Here is a 26,328-nt window from a genome sequence, read left to right as displayed (position 1 = left end):
TGGTCCGAGGAGCGAACGCCGTCCTGCTATCGTGGACTCGAGGAGCGGCCACACCCTCCCCAGCCGATTGTGGTCCTCGCTCCCTCGCGACGCTGAGCGCCGCGTCGGTCGCTGCGGTCCTCATCCCTCGCGCGATATGTTCGACCGGCCTCACGGGCGTTCGGCCGGTCGAGCGCACGCGCCGCGACGCTAGATTGGAACGGTGATTTCTCGACCTGTACCGAACGAACCGGGCCGTGTACGGTGGCTCCGTCAGTCGATCAGCAGTTTCGCCCCAGTCACGATGGCGACGAGCGCGGCGACGACGGCCGCCGTCGCCGGTACCGACAGTGTCGGCGCGAGAGCCGTCGCGAGGGCGAGGCCGCCGATCGCCACGGGGACGCCGACGCCGGCGACCATCGCGCTCCAGCCGAGGCGGACGAACTGTGGCTCGCTGGCCGCGCCTTCGGTGCCGATCTCGGTCGTCAGCCGGCGGCCGTAGCGACCGACGTCGAAGGCGAACAGTCCGGCCGCGATAGTCACGAGCGCGGCGATCGCGGTGGGGGCCGTCTCGAGGCTGACGGGTCCCTCGACGTTCGTGGCGGCGACGACGCCGCCGACGCCGAGCGCGAGAGCAATGGCGGACGCGGTCGACATCTCGACGCCGACCCCCCGTTCGGTCAGCGCCGTGAGCAGCCAGCCGCCGACGAGGACGACGCTCACGACGCCGTACAGCGCGTTGATAGTCCCGAGCGGTTCCCCGCTCACAAGGAGCGCGATCGGGAACGGGACGACCGTTCCGACGACAGCGCCCGCGAGGATCGCGACGGCCGGATTCTCGCGGCCCTCCGTTTCGAACCAGGTGTAGCGGACGATCAGGCCGGCAATGGCGGTGACGAGCCCCAGCGCCGCCAGGACGACGGACAGGGCACGCAGCCACGGGCTCTCGACGACCGCCGAGACGATCCCCTCGAGCGGCGACAGGAACCACGAGAGGACGGCCACCGCCCAGAGTCCGAGGGCGATTACCACGACGCCGATGACGAGCCCCCAGATCAGTCCGTTTCGCGTCCGGCGGTAGGCCTCGCGTCGCGTCGGCGGGACGATCGCCCCGGACGGGAGACAGACCAGCGCGAAGATCCAGGCGGCCGCGACGCTCCCGATCGGGAGCAGGAGTCCGAGGACGCCGTACCCCGAGAGCCACAGCGACTGTCTGACCGTCGGTCCCAGGCCGCCGAGTTCGACGACGATCACCGAGCCGAACGCGACCACGCCGGCGGTGAGCCCCGCGAACAGCGTCGCGGTGCCGGCGCGCGAGATCGCCGTCCGCGTCACGCGTCCCGCGTGGACGCTTCCGGTCGCGACGCCGGCGACGATGCCGGCGATCGCCAGCGTCCCGGAGAACACCGATCCCGTCGTGCCGACGACCGCGAACGTGGCGACGACGACGATCGGAACGAGCGCCGCCGTGCCCGCTACGCGCCGTTTCGTTCCTTCGAAGCCCGGCACCGTACCCGCGAGCACCAGCCCGCAGCACGCGCCGAGCACGGTGGCGAGGTCGACGACCGACAGGGCGACCGTCCCGACGAGCGCGGCGGCGACGAGCCCCCACGCGATCGTCGACGGGAGCCGCTCGTCAGAGTCGCTCATCGGTGGCTCACCTCCTCGATAGCCTCGTGCAACACGAGTCCGAGCGGCCGGTCGAGGTCCCAGTCGACCACGCGGGCACCCGTCGCCCGCGTGTTGGCGAGTCGCGTCTGCCGATCGAGCGCCTCGAGTCGGGTCGCCAGGTCCTCGGCGTCGGTGACGTCCGGCGAGACGACGCGCACCTCGTAGCCCCGGGTGGACAGTCCCTCGACGAGGTCGACCGGCGTCTCGTCGACGAACGACGAGAACAGGTACACCTGGGCCTCGCCGGGCAACGTCGCGGCGACCTCCGCGGCGAGGTCGGTACCCGACGACCGGGACCGAACCCAGGATTTCGCCGTCCGATTGGAACCACGGGCCGTCCGCAGGAGTTCCTCGATCCGTACGCGCGTCGTCGGATCGGTTCCCGGCGGGACGCTGTCGATCCGGTTTCGTTGCAGCGCGACGACGCCGGTCGGGTGGCCGGCCTCGAGGAGGGCGTCGACCGTCCGTTCGGCCGCGTCGGCCGACCGCTCGGCCGCCGGCAGGGATTCGGTCGTCGCCGCGCGGAACTGGCTCGAGCGGGCGTCGACCAGGCAGACGACCCGGGTCGCCCGTTCGGCCCGGTACTCGACGGTCGCGAGGTCCCGCGTGTTGGCGTAGCGTCGCCAGTCGATCGCACCGACCGGATCCCCCGGTTCGTAGTCCCGGACGGAGTAGAACTCGACGCCGCTGCCGCCCTCGTCGGTCGGCACCTCGCCCGCGTAGTCGTTGGTCGCCTCGCCCAGCGGCACTTCCTCGACGGGCGGGGAACACTGGATGCCGTCCATCCCGACCACCTCGGCCGTCCAGGTCTCCGTGACGGTGCCGGTCAGGTCCCACGTCCGAACCCGGGCGTCGTCGAAAACGTACTCCCCGCGCTGGAGGCGCACCTCGTACTCCATCGTCGCCGTCTCCAGGGGCTCGAGCGAGACGCAGGTCCGCGGCGTGCCGGAGACGACCCGGAGTTTCTCGGGGACGCCGTCGACGACGCGCAGGTCGGTGATCGCCTCCGAGCCGGCGTTCTGCACCGTCGTCCGGACGGTCACGGTATCGCCGGGGTTGCCCGAGAGGCGGTCTTCGTCGTCGGACCGGGCGGGTCGGTCCAGTTCGAGCGCCCGCTCGAGGCGTACCGTCGCCGACCGGGCGGTGCCGAAGACGGCCGCTGCGACGTACCACAGCGGGAGCGTCGCGGCCACGACCAGCACCTGATTGCCGAGGCCGATACCGAGACCGGCCAGCGTCACCGCAGCGACGAGCGCCCACGAGCCGTCGTCGACGCGGTGGACGTCGCGACCGGTCATGCGTCCACCTCCGTCGCGAGCGCGTTCTCGTCGGCGTCGTCCGTCACGTCGGACGGCTCCGTCGATTCTCCGCCCGCGTCGGACGCCGGGTCGCTCGACGCCACCGTCGTTTCGTCGGCCTCTGTAGGGGATCGTTCCGTCGGATCGTCGGCGAGCGTTCCGTCCAGTCGGCCGCGTCTCGATCCGTGGCCGATCGCCTCGATGGCGGCGAGCGTCCGCCGGATGCGCCGTTGACTCGCCGCCCCCGGATCGACCGCGGCCCGCAGGCGCTCGGCCGTCGGCTGTCGGGTCCCGTCGGCGAGAAACGCCGCGGCCACCGGGTCGTCGGTCCACGTGCCGTTCTCGACCGTCTTCTGGGCGCGCGTGCGCTCGAGGCCGCGTCGCGCCTGCAGCAGCCGCACCGCGCCGTCGGTGAGCCGCTCGCGGATCGATTCGGTAGAGGAGTCGTCCAGGCAGCGATACCACTCCTCGGCGGTCGAGTCGAGCGCCCAGTCGCTCTCGCGGCCGACGCGGCGGTAGGTTCGGGTCGTCCCCGTCTCGGGCGGCGGCCCCTCGACCAGCGACGGAGCGCCGCCGTTCCGGGCCACCAGCGCCCACCAGCACGCGGCGACGACGAGCCCACCACCGATCGCCGGAAACAGCACCGCGAGCAGGTACAGGAGGCCGTCCGCCACCTCGCCGGTGGGAAGGAAGCCCCCGAGCAGGACGACCACGACTGCGACCAGCGTCGCGCCGACGAGCACGACGGTCGCGATCCGCTCGCGCTCGAGTGCGAACCGTCCGATAGACGACGATCGGCTCACGTCGATCCCTCCTCGTCCGGCTCGTGGTCGATCAGTTCGGCGGCGATCTCGCGGGCCGTCGCCGCGCGCTCGGACGACGCCTCCCGGCCGCCGTACTCGACGTCGCGGACGATCGCGACCAGGGTGGCGACGCGGTCGGTCGGATAGCCTACCACGCGCGCCAGCCGGGAGGCCTGTCCCGGCGTCAGCGTCTCGCGGTCCTCGAGGTCGAGCCGATCGAGGAACGCGTGCCACGCGACGCGGATCTCGGCCCGCGGCCCTCGTGGGGTCAACGGTTCGGCGGCCAGCGCCGGCGGTTCGTTGCCGTCGTTCGGCCCGTCATGGCGGTCGTTATCGCGCTGGCCACCGAAACGCGAGTCGTCGTCTCCGCCGCTCGAGCCGCGGCCGATGTGCCCGAGGGACGTAAACACCGACAGCGAGCCGAACGCCTTCCCGAACGACGAGAACGCCGCGCCGAACGACGGCAGGCTCCAGCCGCCTCCCGACGGCGAGAGCGTCGGTCGCGGGAGCCGGATCCTCCGAATCGCGTCGAACACTCCCGACAGCCCGATGGACGCCGAGGCGAGCGCGCCGGGAAGCCCCGCGAGCACGCTCGAGAACCCCGCAAGCGAGTCGGCAAATGCGACGAACAGGCCGTCGGGCGTCGTCCCGCCGCGGCGCTCCTGGATGGCGACCAGCCGGGCGTAAGTCTTGATCCCGCCGATGACGAAACCGGGGACGATGACGGCCATCGCGCCGAGCCGGAGGTAGAGGTTGCCGACGGTCGCCGTCGCGGTCTCCTCGCCGGCAGTCGCGGTGACGGTCGCTTCCTCGGCGATCGGCAACCAGAGCCGCGTCCGGCCGTCGTCGCCGGTCGTCGCGGTGTCGCCGTCGACGCTGACCGTGGCCCCCTCGACGCCGGTTCCGTCCGCCGACACCTGAACGGCGGCGGGAAAGCCGGGGAACAAAAGCGGCGAGGTGAAGCCGACCTCGGGTTCGGGGACGTCGACGGTGTGGGTCCCCGACACCGGCTCGCGTTCGACGGCGAGTTCGACCGGTCCCGCCTCGTCGGGCAGCGTCACCGTCGCATTCCCTTTCGCGTCGGTCTCGGCGACCGGCTCGTCCTCGAGGAAGACGGTAGCGTTGGGAAGCGCCGTCGAACCGACGGACGCCGAGAGCTCGAGGTCGTTGGTCGGCGCGGCCCCCTCGAGCGGGTCGATCGTCGCGTTCGTCTCCACGTCGAACGTCCGGCTCCGGTCGTCGTCGACGACGGAGACGTTCATCTCCGCCGCGTAGGGGACGGTAACGTCCAGCGTTCCCTCCTCGGTCTCTCCGCGTCGCTCGCCGTTGATCGCGACGCTTTCCTCGTTGTCGTTGAACGGGTGGATTCCGCCGGCATCCTCGATCTCGATCCTCACCTCGTTGCCCGGCTCGAGCGCGCCGGTGATCTCGATGTCGGGATTCACCGTTCCGCCGTCGTCGCCGTCGTTCTCGTCGTCGTTTTGCGGCTCGCCCTCCTCGTCGAGGTCGGTCGTGAAGTCGAACGCCCCGTCGATCGACTCCCACTGGCCGGCGGTCGGCCCGTCGGTGCCGCCCGGCGCGGGCACCCGCGGATCGGCCGCGGGCAGGGCCGTCGCGACGACGAGCAGACAGACGAGACAGCCGACGACGAACAGCAGCCGTCGCGTTCCCTTCACGTCGATCCCTCCAGTTCGGCGGCGATCTCCTGCAGCCGGCGGACGCGCCGTTCGACCGGTGGGTGGGTCCCCGACCCGTCGTCGGTTGCCGACGGACTGCGACCTTCAAGCCAGCCCGCGATCTGGTCGCGCCGGCGCTCGGCGTCCGACGGCTCCGCGGGTGCAGGGACCGAGGTCGTGTCACGGCCGGTGACGGGATCGGCCGGTACGACACACAGCGCGCGCATCTTGCCCACGCGGAGGTCGGTCTCGGGCGTCGCCGTCGATTCCGAGAGGGTCGTCAGCGCGGTCGCGAGCGCGAGCGGCTTGCCGGTGATCCGGGCGGCCGCGGCGTCGGCGGCGTACTCGCGGGCGTGGGAGAGCGTCCGCGTCGCCCAGTCGGCGATCGTCGGGAACAGCCACAGCAGCGGCGCGACGAAGACGTAGGTCAGCGCGACCAGCGGGAGGAACCAGTCGACGGCCAGCCGTCCCTGGTCCGAAAGCTGGTCGCGATCGAAGACCGCGCGACGCGCCAGCAACGCGGTGTGGTAGGCCCGGTCGGCGATCTCGACGAACAGCGTCGTGATCGTCATCAGCGTCACGTCCCGGTTTTTGACGTGGGCGAGCTCGTGGGCCAGGACGGCCTCGAGTTCGTCGGCGTCGAGGCGATCGACCAGGCCCGTGGTGACGACGATGGTCGCGTCGGTGAGTCGGCCGACGGTGTAACAGCTCGGCTCGTCGTCGTCGACGACCCGCACGTCCGGTTCCGGCACGTCGGCGGTCATCGCCAGCCGGCGGACGACGCGGGCGACCTCGTGTTCCGTTCCGTCGCCGGGGGCGGTCCCCGAGAGGACCCGCTGGTAGCCGTAGTAGGTCTGGGCGACGAGGAAACCGGCGATCAACACGCCGACGGTCGACCACGAGACGGGCAACCGGAGGAGATCGGCGCCGGCCGTCCCGTGCTGGGTGAGCAGCACCAGCCCGGCGGCGATCCCCGGCAACAGAACCCCGTAGGCCCACAGCAGGACGATCACGAACAGGGCGTTCACCGCGAGGAACACCCCGAGAACCGCACAGATACGCAGTCGGAGACTCATGTGGAGGGCGTTACATCTCGGTTTCGTCTCAGCGATCAAAAATTTTCCGTGGCGGAGCGGGTATCGAGGCGGCTCGAGCGGCCGGAGCAACGCGGCCGGATTGGCTACTTCGGCGTTCTCGGTCGGACGTGCCGTCCCGTGCCGGATCCGTCGGGCTTTTGCCCGCGGACCCCCGACTGGGAGATAGCACGGATGGCCCGGTACCACATCGAGACCTACGGCTGCACCTCGAACCGCGGCGAGAGCCGTGAGATCGAGCGACGGCTCCGCGACGCGGGCCACCACCGCGTCGACGGCCCCGACGAGGCCGACGTGGCCATCCTCAACACCTGTACCGTCGTCGAAAAGACCGAGCGCAACATGCTCCGCCGGGCCGAGGAACTCGCCGACGAGACCGCAGACCTCTACATCACGGGCTGTATGGCGCTGGCCCAGGGCGAGGAGTTCCGTCAGGCCGACGTCGACGGCGAGGTGTTGCACTGGGACGAGGTTCCCGAAGCCGTGACCAACGGCGAGTGTCCGACAACTACGCCCGACGCCGAACCCGTCCTCGACGGCGTCGTCGGCATTCTCCCCATCGCCCGGGGCTGTATGTCCGACTGCTCGTACTGCATCACGAAGCACGCGACGGGGAAGATCGACTCCCCGCCGATCGAGGAGAACGTCGAGAAGGCCCGCGCGCTGATCCACGCCGGCGCGAAAGAACTGCGCATCACGGGCCAGGACACCGGCGTCTACGGCTGGGACGACGGGGAGCGAAAACTGCACCGGCTGCTCGAGCGCATCTGCGAGATCGACGGCGAGTTCCGCGTCCGGGTCGGCATGGCCAACCCCAAGGGTGTCCACGGCATCCGCGAGGAACTGGCCGACGTCTTCGCGGAACACGAGAAGCTGTACGACTTCCTGCACGCGCCCGTCCAGTCCGGCTCGAACGACGTGCTCGGGGACATGCGCCGCCAGCACCAGGTCGAGGAGTACCTCGAGGTCGTCGAGACCTTCGACGAGCGGCTCGACTACTGGACGCTCTCGACGGACTTCATCGTCGGCTTCCCCACGGAAACGGAGCACGACCACGAGCAGTCGATGGCCCTGCTCCGGGAAACCCGGCCCGAGAAGATCAACGTCACCCGCTTCTCGAAGCGCCCCGGGACGGACGCCGCCGACATGAAGGGGCTGGGCGGTACCGTCAAGAAGGAACGCTCGAAGGAGATGAGCGCGGCCAAGCGCGAGATCGTCGGCGAGGCCTACGCCGACATGGTCGGCCAGCGGCGCGAGGACTGCCTCGTCGTCGAGGCGGGGACCGCCGACTCCGTGAAGTGTCGCGACTCCGCCTACCGCCAGCTCATCGTGCAAAACGCCAGCGACTACGGCTTAGAGCCGGGCGACTTCGTCGACCTCGAGGTGACGGCCCACGAGACGATGTACGCCTTCGGCGAACCGGTCTGATACCGAGTGCGACGACGCCCGGCCGCAACCGTTTCGTGCGCTATAATTGGTGTCGTCCCGTTGAGTGGTTCATGGGATACGTCGCCGAATACGAAATCGCGTGCGAGCAGTTGCCGCTCGTCGCGGTCGCGAGCGAGGTACCAGGGGCCACGATCGAGGTCGAGATCGGCCCGAAACAGGGCGGTCATCCGCCGTTTATCGTCTCCGTGGCCGACGAATCGACGGCGGCGATCGAGCGGGCTTTCGAGTCGGCGACGTTCGTCGCGGACTACGTGTCGACCGGTCTGACGGACGGTACGCGGCGATACAAGATCCGACCAGCCGTCGGAATGGCGGAGCAACTCGGTGATCACGTCGACGACCTCGACGAACTCCGGGGTCTCAACGCCACCGAATCGATCATCGATCGGATTCGCGTCACTCCCGACGGGTGGATTCAAACCGGCTGGTTCGCGGAGCTGGATACGCTGAACGAGTTCCGACGCTTCTGGCAGGCCAACGCTGGGTTTACGCTCCGGCGACTCACCCACGAGGAGGAAGTCGAGACGCCGGCCGAGGGACTGACCGACCGCCAGCAGGAAGCGGTTCGAACCGCGTACGAGATGGGCTACTTCGAAATTCCGCGAACGGCGTCGCTCGAGGACGTCGCATCTGAACTCGGGATCACCGCACCGTCGCTTTCCGAGCGACTCCGTCGGGCACACGCACACCTCGCCGAGACCGCGGTTCTACCGACCGCGGGAGGGGTTCGATCGCGAACGGAGGCGACTCCCGCAACCGACACGTGACGGTCCTGGAGCGGAGCCGAGGGGCTACTGAACCTCGGCTTTCCAGGCGCTGGTAAGCAGGTGTGTGGCCACGGTCCCCAGAACGATCGTGAACAGTGCGAGAACTGCCACTGCGGGAACGACGGTGTTCCACAGCCCGGTGAAGGCGGTGACGTCGAATACCGTCATCACGTCGGCGTCGAGCATGACGGCCCTGATCCCGTCGACGCCGTAGGTCACCGGATTGACGACCGCAACTCGCTGAATCCAGCCGGGAAGCACGTCCAGCGGAAGGAACGCGCTCGAGATAAACAGGAGGGGAAACGTAAGGAGGTTCGCGATCAGAATCGTCGCCTCTTCGTCCCGCGTGACGAGTGCGACGACGTTCGAGAAGGCCATAAAGATGAGACTGAAGAGGACGGCGACGGCGGCGATGCCGACGATGCCGGAGACGCCGGTTCGGAGATACACACTACTCGAGTCCCCGGCGGCGTACCGGAGCATGAGATAGCCGAGCACGACGATTATCAGCGTCTGAACGACGACGCGACACACCTCGGAGAGCACTTTTCCGAGCAACATCGCGCGTCGATCGATCGGCGAGACGAGGATCGTGTCGAACATCCCCGTTTCCATGTCCTTGACCAGTCCGATGCCCGAAACCGCCGCGGCGGCGAGTGCGGATTGAATGACGATCGCCGGCGTGAGAAACGTAACGTAGTGTACGTCGCCGCTGTAGGCCTCTGCCAACACACCGTCGGCGACAGCGCCGAGCACTGCCGCGATCAGGACGAAAAAGATGATCGGCTGCACGAGCGACGAGAACGTCACGAAGGGGCTTCGCGACGTTTTGACGAGCCACCGCTTGAGGGAGATCCAGGTATCGATACCGAACCCGTTTCCCGACGCCGTTCTCTCCTCGCCGGTTGCCGTCTTGCCCGTCGGTTCGGAACTCATCGCTGTCCCTCCACGTCGACTTCAGCAGGCGGTTGCTGGTCTCGGTTCGCCGCGCCGGAACGATCGTGGTCCCGGTCGGCACCGACGAGCGAGAGGAACACGTCGTCCAGCGTCGGCGATCGAACGTCGAATGCGGCCACCCGCAGATCGGCCTCGTACAACGCGACGAGCAGTTCGTGGGCTCCCTCCCGTGCGTTTTCGGAGGCGACTTCGATGCCGTCTTCGGTCGTCGTTACCCTCGTCGCGTCGATCGCATCCGTTTCACGGACGATCCGTTTCGCACGCTCGATCCGACCGGCGTCGTCGTCTGCTAGCTCGAGTTCCAACACCTCACCGCCGACTCGGGACTTGAGTGCGTCCGGCGTATCGGACGTGATGATCCGTCCGTCCTGGATCACTGCGAGCCGATCGCAGAGCCGGTCCGCTTCCTCGAGGTACTGCGTGGTGAGGAAGACGGTGGTCCCCTGCTCGTTGAGTCGCTCGAAGTAGTCCCACAGTCGCGTCCGTGCTTCGGGATCGAGACCCGTCGTTGGTTCGTCGAGAAACACCAGTGGTGGACGGTGTAGCAGCGACGTCGCGGCGTCCAGGCGCTTTTTCATGCCTCCGGAAAACGTGTCGACCTTGTCGTCGGCGACCTCCTCGAGGCCGACGACCTCGAGTAGCTCCGCGATGCGGTCCGCTCGTTTTGCTTTCGGAACGCCGTAGGCTCGGCCGGCGAATCGGAGGTTCTCGCGGGCGGTCAGTTCCTCGTCGATGCTCGTCTCCTGGGCCATATATCCGATCGACTCGCGGACCGCCTGAGGGTCGGTTCGGACGTCGAACCCGTTGATCGACACGCTTCCCGCAGTCGGATACAGCAGCGTGACGAGCGTCCGTATCGTCGTCGTCTTCCCCGCACCGTTTGGCCCCAGGAATCCGAAGAACTCGCCCGCCTCGACGCGAAGCGACAGGCCACGGACCGCTTCGGTCCCGTCCTCGTACGTGACGTGGACGTCCGACGCCTCGATAGCCGGGGGATCGGTCGGTCGCGCGTTCGACTCGTCGGGTTTCGTTGGTGATCGCATAACGGACTCGAAACGAAGGGTGTGGCTCCCGTATCCCCTTCTCTAATATGTGAGGCCGCTCTTCCGAACCGATCCGTCGCTCCCGGCGAGTTGCTCCTTCGGACCGCCTCTCTGGGACCCGCTGACACCGTTTGTACGTCGATCGAACTGGCGTTCGGTGGCTCCGCTCGGCTCGAGCGCTCGCGCTTTCGGAACCGCTTTCGGAAACGGAGGAAGCGAGCGAACCGGGTCGTACGACGGCCGTTCGGACCGTAACGGGGAAATCGGAACGATCGGAAGCCGCGCGCCGTCGCTTATGGGGCGCTCGAGCCACCGTTCGCGTATGCACGACCACGGCATCGACCTCGAACCCGGCCTGACGCTGCTCGAGGTGCCGTCGCCGCGATCGACGATCGTTCACCGGCTGGTCTGTGATCGACTCGCGGCCGACTCCGGGGGGACCGCCTACTGGATCGACGCGCGAAACGCCGCCGCGACCCACGCGCTGTACGACTGTGCGTCGAGTCCACGCGTCCTCGAGGGGTTGCAGATCGCGCGGGCGTTTACGGCCTATCAGCACCACTCGCTGGTCCGCGAGGTCGTCCGGCGGGCCGGTCCCCGGACGAGCGTGATCGTCGCGCCGAACGCGACCAGCCTGTACCACGACGCGGACCTCCCCGAGTGGGAGCGCGAGGACCTGCTCGCCGCGACCCGCGAGACGCTGGCGGAACTCGGGCGGGCGCTCGAGGTGCCGGTCCTCGTGACGACCGCCGACGCGGACGACGCCGAGTACCTCGCGGCGGTCGCCGACGACGAACTCGCCTGCGTCCGGACGCGAGAGGGTCGCCGCCTCGAGCGCCAGGACGGCGAGGCGGTGACGGCCGGCTACTGGCACGGCCGCTACTGGCAGACGACGATCCCCTACTGGGCCGACGTCTGCGGCACCGTCGACGCGATCGATCCCGTCGTCGCGGCCCACGACGAGGACCTGCTCGAGGTGACCGTCTGATGGGCCGGACGAATCCCACCTATCGCGACGCCGTCCGGGCGCTCGAGGAGGAGTGGGGGCCGATGCGACGGGCGCTGCGCCGGGAGTACCAGGCCGACTTCGACCGGCTATTCGACCGCGGGCGGTCGTTCGCGGACGCGGCCGGCTACGCCAACCCGCCCGACCCCGAGCGGGCCTTCCTGCTCTCGCTGTTGCTCGCCCACGAGGTCGAACTGCGCCGCCTCCGCGAGCGAGTGGACGCGCTCGAGGCGGCCGCCGACGACGGGACGGCGGATGCGACGGAGGGGGAGCCGTGAGCCCGTACACTTTCGAGTTCGAGGACGGCTGCGTCCGGGAGTGGCACCTGACCGACGACGGGGCCGAGCCGACGGTCGTGGAGGAGTACACGCCCTCGTTGTTCGTCGCCGGACCGGAGAAACCGCTCGCGGACCTCCGGGCGCGCCTCGAGCGCGATCCCAAGGTCGTCCGCACCCGCCGCGAGCGGTGGGCGACGGACCTCCACGAGGCCCACGTCGGCGAGCGGAGCCGCGTACTGCGCGTCGACTGCGAGCGCGTCGGCGAGGTGCGGACGCTGGCCCGCGAGATCCGGGGCGTCCACGAGCGCGACGCGTACGCTCCCGGCACCGTCCGGCTGTTCGACGTCGACCTCGAGCCGGGATTCCGCTACTGCCTCGACCGCGGCCTCGATCCGACGCCGGCCCGCGATCTCCGGACGCTGGAACTCGAGCTCCCGGAGCCGGCGCTGTCGAACGGGGACGTGACGGCGCTTCGGGTCGACGGCGACCCCCTCGCCGAACGCGTCGGTTGCGACCGCGCGAGCGACTCCGGGGCGGTACTCCACGCACTCGAGCGCACGCTCGACCGTCGCGATCCGGACGTCCTGGTGGTGAACGACGCCGACCTGCTGCCGACCCTCGAGCGCCGGGCCGAGGCGTGCGGCCTCGAGGGGTTCGGCCTGGGTCGCCGGCCCGGACTGGCGCGGATCGCGGGCGAGAACACCTACGAGAGCTACGGCCGGGTGGGCCACTCGCCGGCCCGGTATCGCGTCCCGGGGCGGGCGATAATCGACGTCTCGAACAGCTTCCTCTGGAACCAGGCCGGCCTCGCGGGGATCGAGTACATGGTCTCGATGACGGGCCGCCCGCTGCAGGAGGCGGCCTGGGGGAGCATCGGCACGCTGCTCACCTCGCGCCAGATCCGGCTGGCGCGCCGGGAGTGGGGCGTCCTCGCGCCGTGGAACAAGTGGGAGCCCGAGCGGTTTACGGACGTCCGAACGCTCCACGCGGCCGACCGTGGCGGGTTCACGTTCGCCCCCGACGTCGGCTTCCACGAGGCGGTCCACGAGATCGACTTCGCGTCGCTGTACCCGCGGATCATCTGCGAGCACAACGTCAGCCCCGAGACGGTCGGCTGTCGCTGTCCGAGCGCTCGAGACGATAGCGACACCGGGTTTCACGAGGTGCCGACGCTCGGCTACCGGATCTGCGAGGACGAGGCCTTCCTCCCGCGCGTGCTCGAGCCGCTGCTCGAGGATCGGGCCGAGCGCAAGCGACGGCTGGCCGACGATCCGCCGGAGGCGGAGGCCGCCCGCCTCCGGGCCGAGTCGGGCGCGATCAAGTGGGTGCTCGTCTCCTGTTTCGGCTACCAGGGCTACCGCAACGCCAAGTACGGCCGGATCGAGTGCCACGAGGCGATCAACGCCTACGCCCGCGAGATCGCCGTCGAGGCGAAAGGGAGGCTCGAGGAGGCGGGCTGGCGGATCGTCCACGGCATCGTCGACAGCTTCTGGGTGACCCCTCGAGAGGGCGTACAGTCGGAGCCTCTGGAGGCGGTGATCGACGAGATATCGGCGGCGGTCGGCATCTCGCTCGAGCACAACGGCAGCTACGAGTGGTGCTGTTTCGTACCGTTGCGCGAGTCGATTCCGACCGGCGACGCGCACGGGCGAGACTCGGCTGGAACGAGCGCTTCGAGCGGGACGAGCACGTCGGGGGCGTCCGGCAACTCGCGAGCGTCGGTCGCCTCGAGCGGGTCGGGGTCGGCCGGCGCGCTCACGAAGTACTTCGGCAAGCGCGCCGACGGCGAGTACAAGTATCGGGGGATCGCGCTCCGCCAGCGCAGCACGTCCGCCTACGTCGCCGAGAGCCAGCGGGCCTTCGTGGAGACGCTCGACCGCGAGCGCGATCCCGAAGCCGTCTGCGACGTCCTCGGTCGGCGACTCGCCGCGCTCCGTCGCGGCGCGGTCGATCCCGCGGACCTGGTGGTCACGAAACGCGTCTCGAAGGCCCGCGAGGCCTACAGCCAGCGCACCCGGACCGTCGCCGCCCTCGAGCGCTACGAACGCCACGGCATCGACCGCTCTCCCGGCCAGTCGGTCGCGTACGTGGTCGCCGCCGACGACGCCCGCGGCCCCGAGCGCGTTCGACTGGCGCTCGAGGAGCCGACGACGTACGACCCCGACTTCTACGCGACGCAACTGGTGCGAGCCTGCGAGGACGTCGTCTCCCCGCTGGGGTGGGATCGAACGCGGATCCGACGCTACCTGCGGGACGGCCGGACGGTCCGGCTGTCGGCCTTCGCGGAGTAACAGACCGTCTACAGCGCCTGAAAGTCCGTCCGACGGCAGTTTCGAACACTACCTTTTTAGCTGGCAATCGTCTTGTCCCTGCAATTAGCATGATCGTCACCGACGCTTCGACGGTGGTTCTCCCCGTTCCGCCCGGCCGATCGGGGGTCGGTCCGTCCCTCGAGCGGCGCAGTTCGAGGACGGCGGCCCCGTCCCGTTTCTCGAGGGGCGGACGGCCGCGACCGACTGTCTCGCGGCTTCCTCCACGCGACTACGCCCGTGGACGGCGATGGCAACCCCCCACGTATATCCGTCGCCGCGGTGAACGACGGATAGCAGTGGTCCGACGCAGCCCGTCCGCGAGGGATCGATCCGGCCGAAGTGGCGGACGTCCAGCCGCTCGACCGCCACTGGGACCGCGAGGTGACCGACGGAACCGACGGGACGGTCCTGAAACCGAGCGTGACTGCGATGACTGACCTCGAGCCGGCACAGATCCTGCTCGTCGAGGACAACCCCGGCGACGTCCGTCTGACCGAGGAGGCGTTCGAGCAAGGTCGCATCGAGAACGACCTCCACGTCGTCTCCGACGGCGACGCCGCCCTCGATTTCCTCCACCAGCGTGAGCCCTACGAGGACGCCCCGCGGCCGGATCTCGTTTTACTGGACCTCAATCTTCCCAGAACCGACGGGGAGGAGGTCCTCGAGCGGCTCAAAGCCGACGAGGAGTTGCGATCGATTCCGGTGATCGTCCTGACGAGTTCGGAAGCCGAGGAGGACATCGTCCGGTCGTACGAACTCCACGCGAACGCCTACCTCACGAAGCCGGTCGATCCGGACGAGTTCATCGAGACGGTCAGGGCGTTCGAGAAGTTCTGGTTCTCCGTCGTCCGGCTGCCGCCGGAGGGTGAGCGTCGATGAGCGAATCAGAGACGGACACCCGGACGACGGCCGACGCCGCCGAACCGGACGACGGACTGGAGGTCCTCCTGATCGAGGACAACCCCGGCGACGCCCGCCTGATCGAGGAGATGCTGCGCGACACGGAGGAACTCGCCCAGCGCGTCGGCGGGGAGGGATCGACCGGTGGCTCGACGGAGATCATCCACGAGACCCGTCTCGAGGAGGGGCTAGAGACCCTCGAGGCTGACGTCGTCGACGTGGTGTTGCTCGACCTGAACCTGCCCGACAGTACGGGGTTGGAGACGCTCGAGACCGTCCACGACGACCACCGTGAGACGCCGATCGTCGTGTTGACCGGCTTGCGCGATCAGGGGGTTGGCGTCCAGGCCATCCAGCGTGGCGCACAGGACTTCCTCGTCAAGGACGAGGTCACCAGCGAGTTGCTCGTCCGGACGATCCATCACGCGATCGAACGCGCCCGCCAGGAGCGGGTGCGACGCCGCCAGCGCGAGCAACTCGAGGCGTTCAACCGGCTCAACCGGATCGGCCACGACATCACCCACGCGGTGATCACGACCGAGACGCGGGGCGAACTCGAACAGCGGGTCTGCGATCGCCTCGTCGAGTCCGACGCCTACCGCTTCGCCTGGCTGGGGGAGGTCAACCCCGGGAGCGACCAGGTCATCCCCAAGGTCGCCGCCGGCGTCGGCGAGGACTATTTGGAGGAGATCGACGTGACGGTCGACGAGGACGATCCGACGGGCCAGGGGCCGGCGGGAACGGCGATCCGGACCGGGGAGGTCCAGGTCATGAACGACATCCACACCGACCCGGATTTCGAACCCTGGCGCGAACAGGCCAGCGAACGCGGCTATCGCTCCTCGGCCGCGATCCCGGTTATCCACGAGGACCTCGTCTACGGCGTCCTCAACGTCTACTCCTCGATGCCCCGTGCGTTCACCGATCCGGTCATCCCCGTCCTCTCGCGTATCGGCGACGTCGTCGCCCACGCGATCACGGCGATCGAACGCCGGGACGCCCTCGTCAGCGACGCCGTCGTCGAACTCGAGTTCCGCGTCGAGGAGATGGCCGAGGAGTTGACCGCGCTGTCGACGACCGAGGAGTGTCGGATCGAGATCGAACAACTGGTCCGGGGCGACGAGACGCTGCTGGCGTACGGATCGGCCCACGACGTCTCGGAGGAGACGTTCCGCGAGACGATCGAGGAGATGGACGGCATCACCGACGTGCGCGTGCTCGCGGCCAGGCGCGACGAGTTCGAGTTCGAACTGGTCGCCCCCGCGGCCGTCTCGCTGTTCGAGACGATCGCCACCCACGGCGGCCGCGTCGAGTCCGCGACGATCGCCAACGGGGAGTTTCGGTTCGTCGTCGAACTTCCGCGGGGGCGGGACACCCGTCAGATGATCGAACTCATCAACGAGGACCGCGACGACGTCACCTACCTCGCCCAGCGGACGACCGAACGGAGCCGCCGGCCCGACGCGGGGTCGCAGTCGGTCCTCGAGGAGGAACTCACGGAGAAACAGCGAGCCGCGCTCGAGACGGCCTACTACGCGGGCTACTTCGACTGGCCCCGCGGGAGCACGGGCGAGGAGATCGCCGATCGCCTCGGTATCGCCCCCGCGACGTTCAACCAGCACCTCCGGACCGCCGAGCGGAAGTTCTTCGACTCGGTGCTCGGCGAGTGAGGGCGGACGGGGTCGATTCCGTCTCGGCAGGTGAGATGGTCGAACTGCACTCGTCCTCGAGTCGGCGGGCCGCCGGCCGGGCTCGTTGCGTGGTATTCACTCACGCAAACTGGTGATTCACGCCCGACAACCGGCCTACGAGGCGAATCCTCCCGACGACGAAACACTACCCTTTTGACCCCGCTACCGGTAATGGGGGGTATATGGGCCGACGCAAGAAGATCGTCCAAGAGTGTGAACGGCTGATGGACGAACCGGAGAACATCCGGAACATCGCCATCGCCGCTCACGTCGACCACGGGAAAACGACGCTTTCTGACAACCTCCTCGCGGGTGCCGGCATGATCTCCGACGAGACCGCCGGCGAGCAGCTCGCGATGGACACGGAGGAAGACGAGCAGGAACGTGGGATTACCATCGACGCGGCAAACGTCTCGATGACCCACGAGTACGAGGGTGAGAACCACCTCATCAACCTCATCGACACGCCGGGCCACGTCGACTTCGGTGGCGACGTGACCCGCGCGATGCGTGCCGTCGACGGTGCTCTGGTGGTCGTCGACGCCGTCGAGGGCGCGATGCCCCAGACCGAGACCGTCCTGCGCCAGGCGCTGCGCGAGGGCGTCAAGCCGACCCTGTTCATCAACAAGGTCGACCGCCTCATCTCCGAACTGCAGGAAGGTCCCGAGGAGATGCAGCAGCGACTCGTCTCGGTCATCCGCGACGTCAACGAACTCATCCGCGGCATGACCGAGGAGATGGACGACGTCGACGACTGGACGGTCTCCGTCGAGGACGGTACCGTCGCGTTCGGCTCCGCGCTGTACAAGTGGGGCGTCTCCATGCCCTCGATGCAGCGCACCGGGATGGACTTCGGCGACATCATGGAACTCGAGCGCAACGACAAGCGCCAGGAGCTCCACGAGAAGACGCCGCTCGCGGACGTCGTCCTCGACATGGTCTGTGAGCACTTCCCGAACCCCGTCGACGCCCAGCCCCGACGTATCCCGCGCATCTGGCGCGGCGACGACGACACCGAACTCGCCGAAGGCATGCGGCTGGTCGACGAGGACGGCGAGGTCGTCTTCATGGTCACCGACATCGCGATGGACCCCCACGCCGGCGAAGTCGCCTCCGGGCGCGTCTTCTCGGGTTCGCTCGAGAAGGGCCAGGAGCTGTACGTCTCCGGCACCGCGGGCAAGAACCGCATCCAGAGCGTCGGCATCTACATGGGCGGTGAACGCGAGGAAGTCGAAGAGGTACCCGCGGGGAACATCGCCGCCGTCACGGGTCTCAAGGACGCCATCGCCGGTTCGACCGTCTCGAGCGTCGAGATGACGCCGTTCGAGTCGATCGAGCACATCTCCGAGCCCGTCATCACGAAGTCCGTCGAGGCCCAGAACATGGACGACCTGCCGAAGCTCATCGAGACGCTTCGCCAGCAGTCCAAGGAGGACCCGACGATCCAGATCGACATCAACGAGGACACCGGCGAGCACCTCATTTCGGGGCAGGGCGAACTCCACCTCGAGGTCATCACCCAGCGTATCGAGAAGAACCAGGGCATCCCCGTGAACACCGGTGAGCCGATCGTCGTCTACCGCGAGCAGCCCCAGGAGGAAAGCGACGAGGTCGAGGGCATCTCGCCGAACCGCCACAACCGCTTCTACATCTCCATCGAGCCGATGGACGACGAACTCGTCGAGACGATCAGGCTCGGCGAGGCGTCGATGGACATGCCCGAACAGGAACGCCGCGAGGCCCTGCAGGAAGCCGGCATGGAGAAGGAGACGTCCCAGAACGTCGAGACCATCCACGGGACGAACGTCCTGATCGACGACACGAAGGGTATCCAGCACCTGAACGAGACGATGGAACTCGTCGTCGAGGGGCTCCAGGAGGCCCTGGACAACGGCCCGCTCGCGAACGAGCCGGTCCAGGGGACGCTCATCCGCCTGCACGACGCCCGCCTCCACGAGGACACCATCCACCGCGGTCCGGCCCAGGTCATCCCGGCGGTCCGCGAAGCGGTCCACAACGCCCTGATCGACGGGCAGATCAAGCTGCTCGAGCCGATGCAGGACGTCCGCATCGACGTGCCCAACGATCACATGGGTGCCGCCTCCGGCGAGATCCAGGGCCGCCGTGGCCGCGTCGACGACATGTACCAGGAAGGCGACCTCATGGTCGTCGAGGGCATCGCGCCCGTCGACGAGATGATCGGCTTCGCTTCGGACATCCGCTCCGCGACCGAAGGTCGCGCCTCCTGGAACACCGAGAACGCCGGCTTCGAGGTCATGTCCGACTCGCTCCAGCGCGAGAAGATCATGGAGATCCGCGAGCGCAAGGGCATGAAGCTCGAACTGCCCGAGCACATCGACTACATCTAAGCGCCGAGCCGTTCGACTGCGGTCTTTTTCGTTGCTCCTCTCTCGAGCGGTGCGATCGTTCGACTCCCGTCGGGTCGCTAACTGCGTTCGCCGTTTGCGCCTCCGTCGCGAGACTGACCTCGGGTCGATGACGGACTACGGCTGTGAGTGAGTGGAGGGCTCGAGTGAGCGGTGCGAAAGGCGGGAGAAACAGGTCCTCTCAGTCGTCGGCCGGCAGCGCCCGGTCGGCGCGCTCGTCGTCGGTGAGCAGGGGCGTGCCGTCGGCCTTCGGGCCGAGTTCGGGGCCGAAGGGCGGATCGTCGGGGTCGATCACCCGCCGGGTCTCGTAGTCGGTCGAGCGCTCGACCGGCACGCGGCCGATCGAGGTGATCATCTCGACGTAGTCGGCGAACGAGCGGAACTCGCCGTAGCCGCCGCCGGCGCGTTTGGTGATCTCCTCGGAGAGGATCGTTCCCATGTAGTCGTCGGCACCGCAGGTGAGCATCTTCAGGCCCTGCTCGTCGCCGTACTTGACCCAGGACGATTGGACGTGGTCGACGTTGTCGAGGAAGAGCCGCGAGACGGCGATCATCAGTTCGTCCTCGTCGGTACTCGGCCCGCTCGAGACGACGTCGTGTTCGTAAAGCGGCGTGTTCTGGTGGACGAACGAGAGCGGGACGAACTCGGTGACGTTGCCGGTCCGATCCTGCAGATCCCGGACCCGTTTCAGGTGCAGCGCCCGGTGGGCCTCGTTCTCGACGTGACCGTACATGATCGTCGCCGTCGTCCCCAGCCCGACGTCGGCGGCGGCTTCCATCGCCTCGAGCCACTCCTCGGTGCCGATCTTGCCGGGGCAGATTACCTCGCGGACTTCCTCGACGAGGATTTCGGCCGCGGTGCCGGGGACGGTGTCGAGACCGGCGTCTTTCAGCCGCCGGAACACCTCCTCGTAGGACCAGTCGGTGCCGCGGCGTGCGTGGTAGGCTTCCTCGGGCGTCATCGAGTGGACGTGGACGCCGTCGACGCTCATCGCCGCGATCTGGTCGACGTAGGTGCCGGGGCTGGTCTCGTAGCGTTCGGGCGGTTTGTAGTTGACCGCCTTCGGCTCGGGATGGGCCTCGAGGATCTCGCGGTGTTCGTCGTCCAGCGCGAACGCGGGGTGGAGGCCGGAGACGGAGGTGACCTCGTAGATGCCGCGGGAAACGGCGTCGGCGACGATCTCGCGGGACTGCTCGGGCGTCTTGGTGAAGCCCGCGGTTTCGACCTCGCTCGCTTCCTCGAAGGTGTGGGCGGCGTCCTTGAAGTTACAGAACAGACAGCCGACGTTGCAGGCGGTCGTGACGTTGTTGTTGAGGTTCGCGACGAAGGTGACCTCCTCGCCGACGACCGCGGCGCGGCGGCGGTCGGCCGCCTCGAGGACACGCTCTTTGCGTCGCCGGTCGATTCCCTCGCGATCGGTCCCCGTCGTGAGTAACTCGATGGCGTCGTCGACGGTCAGTCGGTCGCCGTCGCGGGCCTTCGCCAGCGCGTTCTCGAACGACTGGTCGGTCTCGGGGACGTGATCGAACGCGAGGTCGGCCTCGCTCACCGCTCGGTCCATCGTCGCAACGATGCCGGTACAGCGAGAAAAGGGTAGTGGTCCGCTCCGCTCGATCGGCCGGCCGCGGGGGACGACCCTCAGTCGTCGGCCGTCTCGAGGTCGTCCTCGTCGTGTTTGAGGACGATGTCGTCGGCGTCCTCGTCGTTTCCTGCCGGTTTGGTATCCGTCGCGACGGCGGGGCTATTCGCGCCATCGACCTCGTCGGCGTCGACCTCGAAGGCGTCGAGCGAGGTCCTGAGGTCGTCGGCCATCTCGGTCAGCGACTGTGCGCCGGCGGCGACGTCGGCGACCGTCGCCGCCTGCTCCTCGGCCGCCGCGGCGACGGTCTCGGTTTCGTCTTTGGTCTCCTCGCTGCTCTCGGTGGCCTCGTCGACCATGGTGACGACCCGCTCGCTCGCGCGGGCCTGCTCGTCCGTCGCCTCGTTGATCGACTGGATCCCGTCGTTCACGCGATCGACCTGTTCGGTGATCTCGTCGATGGCCTCGATGCCGCTCTCGACGACCTCCGCCCCCTCGTCGACCTGCTCGCGCATGCGCTCGATCTCCGCGACCGTCTCGTCGACGGAGGCCTCGACGTTGCTGATCAGGTCGTCGACCTCCTGGGTCGCCTCGCCGGTCTCCTCGGCGAGGCTCTTGACCTCGTTCGCGACGACGGCGAACCCGTCGCCGCTCTCGCCGGCACCCGCCGCTTCGATCGAGGCGTTCAGCGCCAGCAGGTTCGTCTGTTCGGCGATGTCGTCGATCAGGTCGACGATCTCGCGAATCTCGCCCATCTCCGCGTCGAGGCGCTCGACCTGGTCGGTGATCTCCTCGGCACGCTGTTCGAGGCGCTCCATCTCGCCCCGGATCTCGGTGGTCGCCTCGCCCGCATCGTCGGCCCGGTCGGCGGCGGTCTCGGAGACGGTCGCGACGTCGTCTGCCGTCGAGGCGATCTCCTCGATGGTCGCCGAGAGGTCGTTCATCTCGCCGTTGACCTCCTGGAACCGGTCGCTCTGTTCGGCCGCTGCGGTCGCGATCTCCTCGGCGGAACGGCTCACGTCGTTGCTCGCGGTTTCGATCTCCCGGACCTGATCCGTCACCTCGGTACTGACCCGATCGACGTCCCCGGCGAGCGCCTGGGCGTCGACGATCGTTCGCTCGAGGTCCTCGAGCATCCCGTTGAACGCCGTCGCGATCTCGGCCAGCGCCTCGTTGTCGACGTCCTCGTCGAGTCGCTGGGTGAAATCGCCGTCGGCGGCCCGGTTCATGACCTCGCCGAACTCGGCGGCCGTCCGCTCGAGCCTGTCGGCCAGTTCCTCGGCCTCCTCGCGGGCCTCGGCGGCGTCTTCCGTGGCAGCCTCGGCCTCGGCCTTCGACGCCTCGAGGTCCTCGATGTAGGTCTCGAGGTCCGTCCGCATCGTCTCGAGCGAGTCGCCCAGTTGGCCCGGCACGTCCTCCTCGAGGGCGGGGTCGTCGAACTCCTGGCGCGCGATCGCGTCGGCCTGATCGGCTGCGGTCTGGAGATAGCCGCGGATGGAGCCGAACGAACCCCGAACTCGGCCGACCTCGTCGATCCGGCCGTCGTCGGCCAGTTCGATGTCGGTGTCGCCCCGCGAGAGGGCTGCGGCGTCGTCCGCGAGGTCGTCGAGTGCCGTCGCCGTCGAGCGACCGATCGTCGCCCCGATGACGAGGAAGCCGACGAGCGCGATGGCGATGACCGCTCCGAGCGATCGTTGGACGTCACTGACGAGCCCGTACGCGTTCGACTGTGGCGCGTGCGTCGTGAGGAACCAGTTGGTGTTCGGAACCGGCGTGGCCGCGACCACCTCGTCCGTCTCGTCGAGTTCGGTGGTGGTCGTTCGGTGGCGCGCCTCCTTTCGCACCGAGTCGTTGTCGCCGGCCTCGTACGATTCGAAGACGCGATCCTGGTCGTCGGCCAGCAGGACCGTCCCGTCGTTCCCGTCGACGATCGACGTGTAGCTGTCGTCGATGGGATTCCTGAACTCTCCACCGCGTTCTTCGACCGAGACGACGGTCATGATCGCGTTGGACGTTTCCTCGATGGGACTGAGAAACGCCATCACGTATTCGTCCTCGTACTCGAACGGGGTCGTGTACGCCGCCGAGACGTCGCCGACGTCGCTGTAGTCGGATACCGATCCGTCACCCTCGGCGTACAGATCGACGTCGTAGGTCGACAGGTCGGTTCCGCCCATCCCGGTGTCGATGCTCACCTCGATCGTCTCGGACTCGTAATCGACGTAGTGGATCGTCCGTACCTCCTGGGGCATCGTGTACTTCCTGCTGTTCATCCCCCCTCTGATGGAGCGGTCCGATCGCTCGGTGTAATCGATCGCATCGTCCGACGCAAGCATCTCCGCCTCCTGGGCGTGTGACGACAGCCAGTCGCCGAGTTCCTCGGATTCGATCTCCGCCGTCAGGGCCATCTCGCTGCGCGTATCCTCCCTGATCTGGTTCGATATGTCGAGGTAGGAAGCGCCCGCGACGCCGAGAGTGACGACCAGAACGATGGCGATGACGAGCGCGAACTTTCCGACGTAGCTCCGTCGTATTCGATTCGGAAGTATCCGACTGACGAGTCCGTCCCGTGATTCCGACTCGAGGTCGTCGACTGCCTCGGCGTCGGAATCGGAGGCGGTCCCCTCTCTTTCTGGCATTTTCGACAACATTTGTTCGGTTGTTGAAAGCCGTTATGGCCCCCGTGAGGCTGTATCGCACACGGCGACCCGGTTCGATCGACGGTCGACGGTGCCCGAATCGACCGTCTCGAGGCCGCGGCCGTGCGTCGCTCCTTTGCTCTGCTCGAGCCGACCGGGGTCCGGCGACCGATACTGAAACCTTCTTGGGTCATCACCGCGGCACCTCACGTATGGACGGCGACCGGCAGCCCGCTCGCGCGGGGAGGCAAGCGTGACCAGCGTCAAGGAGTTTCGGATCGAAGAGCCAGCAACCGACGACTCGCTCGGCCGGGGCACGTTCGTCTTCACCGACGATTACTCCGTGTTCGACTGGGGGAAGATGCCCGACGAGATCCCCCGAAAGGGTGCGAGCCTCTGTACGATGGGGGCGTACAACTTCGAGTTGCTCGAGGACGAGGGCGTCCCCACGCACTACCGCGGGGTCGTCGTCGACGACGAGGTCGTCCCGCTCGCGGACGCCACAGCGCCGCCGCGGGAGATGGCCATCGACCTGACGCAGGTTCCCGACCTGCCGAACGACGGCCGGGAGTACGACTACGACCGCTACCACGATGCGGCCGGCGAGAACTACCTGATCCCGCTGGAGATCGTCTTCCGCAACCGTGTTCCGATCGGCTCGAGCCTCCGCCGGCGGACCGATCCTGCCGACCACGGCCTCGGATTCGACTCGTGGCCCGACGAAGCCGTCGACCTCGAGGAGCCCATCGTCGAGTTCTCGACGAAGTACGAGGAGAGCGACCGCTACCTCGAGCGCGAGGAGGCAGACGCCATCGCCGGCGCGGCCGCCATCGAGGACCTCGAGTCGATCGCCCGCGAGGTCAACCGGCTGGTGACCGAGCGGGCCGAGTCGGCCGGCCTGGACCACCAGGACGGCAAGATCGAGTGTCTCTACTACGGGGGCGAGATCCGCGTGGCCGACGTCGTCGGCACCTTCGACGAGAACCGCTTCAGCTACGAGGGCACGCAGCTCTCGAAGGAGGTGCTGCGCCAGTACCACAAGCGCACCCAGCCCGAGTGGGTCCAGGCCGTCGAACAGGCGAAAGCCGAGGCGAAACGGGAGGGGATCGCCGACTGGAAGTCGCTGTGCGACCGCCAGCCCGATCCCCTCGAGGAGTCGGTCCTCGAGACGGCCCGGGACATGTACTGTGCCGGCACCAACGCCTACACCGGCCGGGAGTGGTTCGACGCGCCGCCGCTCTCGAGCGCGATCGGTGCCGTCCAGCGGCTGTAACGTCTGTCGTTGCTCCTGCACTGCCACCGTTCTCCACGAACCAAGATACCCATACACACGCTGGATGGGGGCGTTACCGTTGCCCCTCTCGACTGAAAAAGTAACCCTCATATGCAGGTGCTTGTGATATACGGTCGAGACATGTCCCTCGCCAGCGTCGCTCTAGCAAGTATCGTGCCGACCGACCTAACGGGTGCCATCGCCGTCGTCGCCTGCGCCTTCCTGGTGCTGTTCGTCGCGTTCGTCGTCTTCCTGGCGCTCGCGCCCGTCGTCTCCGAGACGTGGACCGAACGACTCCACGCGACCCCCGGTGGCTCGGCCCTCGAGGCGGAGGCCAACGAGGCCGACTGAACGCGACCCGACCGCCGTCGCCGATTTTCCGGCTGCTCTCCGGTTCTCGAAGAGCCGCGGGACCGTCCCGAGCGTCGCCGCTTGCAGTCGTCGGCACCAGCGAGAGGCCCGTGCCGGCCGTCGTACCGTCCGGGTGAGTCACAGTGGACCAGTCCGAGTTTCACGACCGCGTGACTCGATCGGGTCCGGTCGACGACGCCGAACCGATCACCGAAGCGACCCTCGAGGCCCTCGGCGAGGCGCTCTCTGCGGGCCAGGCCGAGGCCGTCGCGACGCACCTGCCGTCGACGTACGCGGACGCCCTCTCGCCGGACGAGGATGCGGAGTCCGAGTCACTCTCGCGCGAGGAGTTCCTCGAGCGCGTCGACGGTCGCCTCGAAGCGGAAGGCGCAGACGACGAGGAGATCCAGTCGCAGGCGGAAGCCGTCGCCGAGGTCCTCCAGGAGTCGATCCCGCGGTCGGAACAGCGGGGGCTGCGCTCGCAGTGCCCGACGACCTCGAGACGCTGTTTACCTGATCGCAGTAGTGAGGTGTGGTCGTCCTGTGCCGTCGGACACCGGTCGAGCCGGCGATCCGGGGCCGGTCGTCGCATGTAGCTGATCGGCTCGAGCCCAGGAGATTACGTTGATCGGCGTGTCATAGAATCGGTTTCACCGATCGGTAGAGCTGTATATTGATCGGAGTGTTCGTTGGAGGACTCGGTAAACCGAAGCGTCATGCTACCGTGGACACGGGGAGTGGCCACGCCGCTCACGGCTCACTCCGTTCGCCGTTCGCTGTTCCGAGGTGCTCACGTTCGTTCGCACCTCGCTCTCCCCAGCCGATTTCTGCTCACGGCGGCAACGCCGCCGTCTGCTCGCGGGCCACTGGCCCGCTCGCACGGTATGCGGGACCAGCGGTCCCGCACTATTCGCATGGTTCGCGGAACCGTCGGTTCCGCGCTAACGCTCCCTCCGGTCGCTCATCCACTGTCAGAGCACGCTCTGACAAGCCTTCGTTCGCATCGTGTCGCGCGGCTGCGCCGCGCGATCAGTTCGCGGGACCTGGCGGTCCCGCGCAGCTCACGAAGACCTCGCACGGTGTCGGTCGAGCGCCCTCCCGTTCGGGCGGCCGCTCGACAGCGCGCGCCACCGCACACGGTTGGCCAGGTACGAACCGGTAACTGCATCGCCTGT

The 26,328-nt window shown here is 68.1% G+C and carries 20 protein-coding genes; 11 read left to right on the top strand and 9 right to left on the bottom strand.

Features of this window, described 5'->3' with window-relative positions:
* Positions 1 to 252: 252 nt before the first annotated feature.
* Genes TX79_RS07220 through TX79_RS07200 form a run of 5 tightly spaced genes read right to left on the bottom strand, consistent with a single transcriptional unit; the run spans position 253 to position 6,503 of the window.
* Complete coding sequence (locus TX79_RS07220) at positions 253 to 1,629, bottom strand: hypothetical protein (protein WP_049926771.1); 1,377 nt, start codon at positions 1,627 to 1,629, stop codon at positions 253 to 255.
* Complete coding sequence (locus TX79_RS07215; protein ID WP_049926769.1) at positions 1,626 to 2,948, bottom strand: DUF58 domain-containing protein; 1,323 nt, start codon at positions 2,946 to 2,948, stop codon at positions 1,626 to 1,628. The genes TX79_RS07220 and TX79_RS07215 overlap by 4 nt, the downstream gene beginning before the upstream one ends.
* Entirely contained in the window at positions 2,945 to 3,751 is an 807-nt protein-coding gene (locus TX79_RS07210; protein WP_195892472.1) for a DUF7269 family protein, read from the bottom strand. The genes TX79_RS07215 and TX79_RS07210 overlap by 4 nt, the downstream gene beginning before the upstream one ends.
* Positions 3,748 to 5,427, bottom strand: coding sequence for a DUF4129 domain-containing protein (locus TX79_RS07205; RefSeq protein ID WP_049926766.1), 1,680 nt, complete (start codon positions 5,425 to 5,427; stop codon positions 3,748 to 3,750). The genes TX79_RS07210 and TX79_RS07205 overlap by 4 nt, the downstream gene beginning before the upstream one ends.
* The gene (locus TX79_RS07200; protein WP_049926764.1) at positions 5,424 to 6,503 is read right to left on the bottom strand and encodes a M48 family metalloprotease; all 1,080 of its coding nucleotides are present in this window, start codon (positions 6,501 to 6,503) and stop codon (positions 5,424 to 5,426) included. The genes TX79_RS07205 and TX79_RS07200 overlap by 4 nt, the downstream gene beginning before the upstream one ends.
* Before the next feature lie 192 nt (positions 6,504 to 6,695).
* On the opposite strand from TX79_RS07200, the gene TX79_RS07195 reads away from it, so the two are divergent.
* Complete coding sequence (locus tag TX79_RS07195) at positions 6,696 to 7,949, top strand: tRNA (N(6)-L-threonylcarbamoyladenosine(37)-C(2))-methylthiotransferase (RefSeq protein ID WP_049926762.1); 1,254 nt, start codon at positions 6,696 to 6,698, stop codon at positions 7,947 to 7,949.
* 71 nt (positions 7,950 to 8,020) lie between these two features.
* Positions 8,021 to 8,737: a helix-turn-helix domain-containing protein gene (locus TX79_RS07190; RefSeq protein WP_049926760.1), complete on the top strand. Its 717-nt coding sequence runs from the start codon at positions 8,021 to 8,023 to the stop codon at positions 8,735 to 8,737.
* Between the two features lie 24 nt (positions 8,738 to 8,761).
* Here the strand turns inward: TX79_RS07190 and TX79_RS07185 are convergent, their stop codons facing one another.
* Together TX79_RS07185 and TX79_RS07180 are read right to left on the bottom strand one after the other, a co-directional pair.
* Positions 8,762 to 9,673, bottom strand: a complete 912-nt coding sequence (locus TX79_RS07185; protein WP_049926758.1) for an ABC transporter permease — start codon at positions 9,671 to 9,673, stop codon at positions 8,762 to 8,764.
* Positions 9,670 to 10,737, bottom strand: coding sequence for an ABC transporter ATP-binding protein (locus TX79_RS07180; protein ID WP_049926756.1), 1,068 nt, complete (start codon positions 10,735 to 10,737; stop codon positions 9,670 to 9,672). The genes TX79_RS07185 and TX79_RS07180 overlap by 4 nt, the downstream gene beginning before the upstream one ends.
* Before the next feature lie 322 nt (positions 10,738 to 11,059).
* On the opposite strand from TX79_RS07180, the gene TX79_RS07175 reads away from it, so the two are divergent.
* From TX79_RS07175 to TX79_RS07150, 6 genes are all read left to right on the top strand, one after another.
* Positions 11,060 to 11,725 (top strand): hypothetical protein, encoded by a 666-nt coding sequence (locus tag TX79_RS07175; RefSeq protein WP_049926754.1) that lies wholly within the window; start codon positions 11,060 to 11,062, stop codon positions 11,723 to 11,725.
* Positions 11,725 to 12,021 (top strand): hypothetical protein, encoded by a 297-nt coding sequence (locus tag TX79_RS07170; protein WP_049926753.1) that lies wholly within the window; start codon positions 11,725 to 11,727, stop codon positions 12,019 to 12,021. Before TX79_RS07175 ends, TX79_RS07170 begins: the two co-directional genes overlap by 1 nt.
* Entirely contained in the window at positions 12,018 to 14,312 is a 2,295-nt protein-coding gene (locus TX79_RS07165; protein WP_049926751.1) for a DNA polymerase domain-containing protein, read from the top strand. The genes TX79_RS07170 and TX79_RS07165 overlap by 4 nt, the downstream gene beginning before the upstream one ends.
* Before the next feature lie 450 nt (positions 14,313 to 14,762).
* Positions 14,763 to 15,212 (top strand): response regulator, encoded by a 450-nt coding sequence (locus tag TX79_RS07160; protein WP_049928314.1) that lies wholly within the window; start codon positions 14,763 to 14,765, stop codon positions 15,210 to 15,212.
* The gene (locus TX79_RS07155; RefSeq protein WP_049926749.1) at positions 15,209 to 16,903 is read left to right on the top strand and encodes a bacterio-opsin activator domain-containing protein; all 1,695 of its coding nucleotides are present in this window, start codon (positions 15,209 to 15,211) and stop codon (positions 16,901 to 16,903) included. Before TX79_RS07160 ends, TX79_RS07155 begins: the two co-directional genes overlap by 4 nt.
* A 203-nt stretch (positions 16,904 to 17,106) precedes the next feature.
* Positions 17,107 to 19,293, top strand: a complete 2,187-nt coding sequence (locus TX79_RS07150; RefSeq protein ID WP_049926747.1) for an elongation factor EF-2 — start codon at positions 17,107 to 17,109, stop codon at positions 19,291 to 19,293.
* Between the two features lie 199 nt (positions 19,294 to 19,492).
* On the opposite strand, the gene cofH is transcribed toward TX79_RS07150, so the two are convergent.
* Both cofH and TX79_RS07140 read right to left on the bottom strand, forming a co-directional pair.
* A complete protein-coding gene (cofH, locus tag TX79_RS07145; RefSeq protein WP_049926745.1) occupies positions 19,493 to 20,872 on the bottom strand; it encodes a 7,8-didemethyl-8-hydroxy-5-deazariboflavin synthase subunit CofH in 1,380 nt (459 codons plus the stop codon).
* A gap of 77 nt (positions 20,873 to 20,949) precedes the next feature.
* Positions 20,950 to 23,529 carry a methyl-accepting chemotaxis protein gene (locus TX79_RS07140; RefSeq protein WP_154660472.1) on the bottom strand — a complete coding sequence of 860 codons (2,580 nt, stop codon included), beginning with the start codon at positions 23,527 to 23,529 and terminating at the stop codon, positions 20,950 to 20,952.
* A 253-nt stretch (positions 23,530 to 23,782) separates the two neighbouring features.
* Between TX79_RS07140 and TX79_RS07135 the strand changes: the two genes are divergently transcribed.
* From TX79_RS07135 to TX79_RS07125, 3 genes are all read left to right on the top strand, one after another.
* The gene (locus tag TX79_RS07135) at positions 23,783 to 24,802 is read left to right on the top strand and encodes a phosphoribosylaminoimidazolesuccinocarboxamide synthase (protein WP_049926742.1); all 1,020 of its coding nucleotides are present in this window, start codon (positions 23,783 to 23,785) and stop codon (positions 24,800 to 24,802) included.
* Positions 24,803 to 24,943: 141 nt separating this feature from the next.
* Positions 24,944 to 25,153, top strand: a complete 210-nt coding sequence (locus tag TX79_RS07130) for a hypothetical protein (RefSeq protein ID WP_081655506.1) — start codon at positions 24,944 to 24,946, stop codon at positions 25,151 to 25,153.
* Between the two features lie 143 nt (positions 25,154 to 25,296).
* Positions 25,297 to 25,749, top strand: a complete 453-nt coding sequence (locus tag TX79_RS07125; RefSeq protein WP_049926739.1) for a DUF2267 domain-containing protein — start codon at positions 25,297 to 25,299, stop codon at positions 25,747 to 25,749.
* Positions 25,750 to 26,328: the final 579 nt, after the last annotated feature.

The sequence above is a fragment of the Halopiger goleimassiliensis genome (assembly GCF_000455345.1).
Taxonomy (GTDB): domain Archaea; phylum Halobacteriota; class Halobacteria; order Halobacteriales; family Natrialbaceae; genus Halopiger_A; species Halopiger_A goleimassiliensis.
The sequence above is the reverse complement of the archived record's forward strand: the minus strand, read 5'-3'. Positions and strand labels throughout refer to the sequence as shown.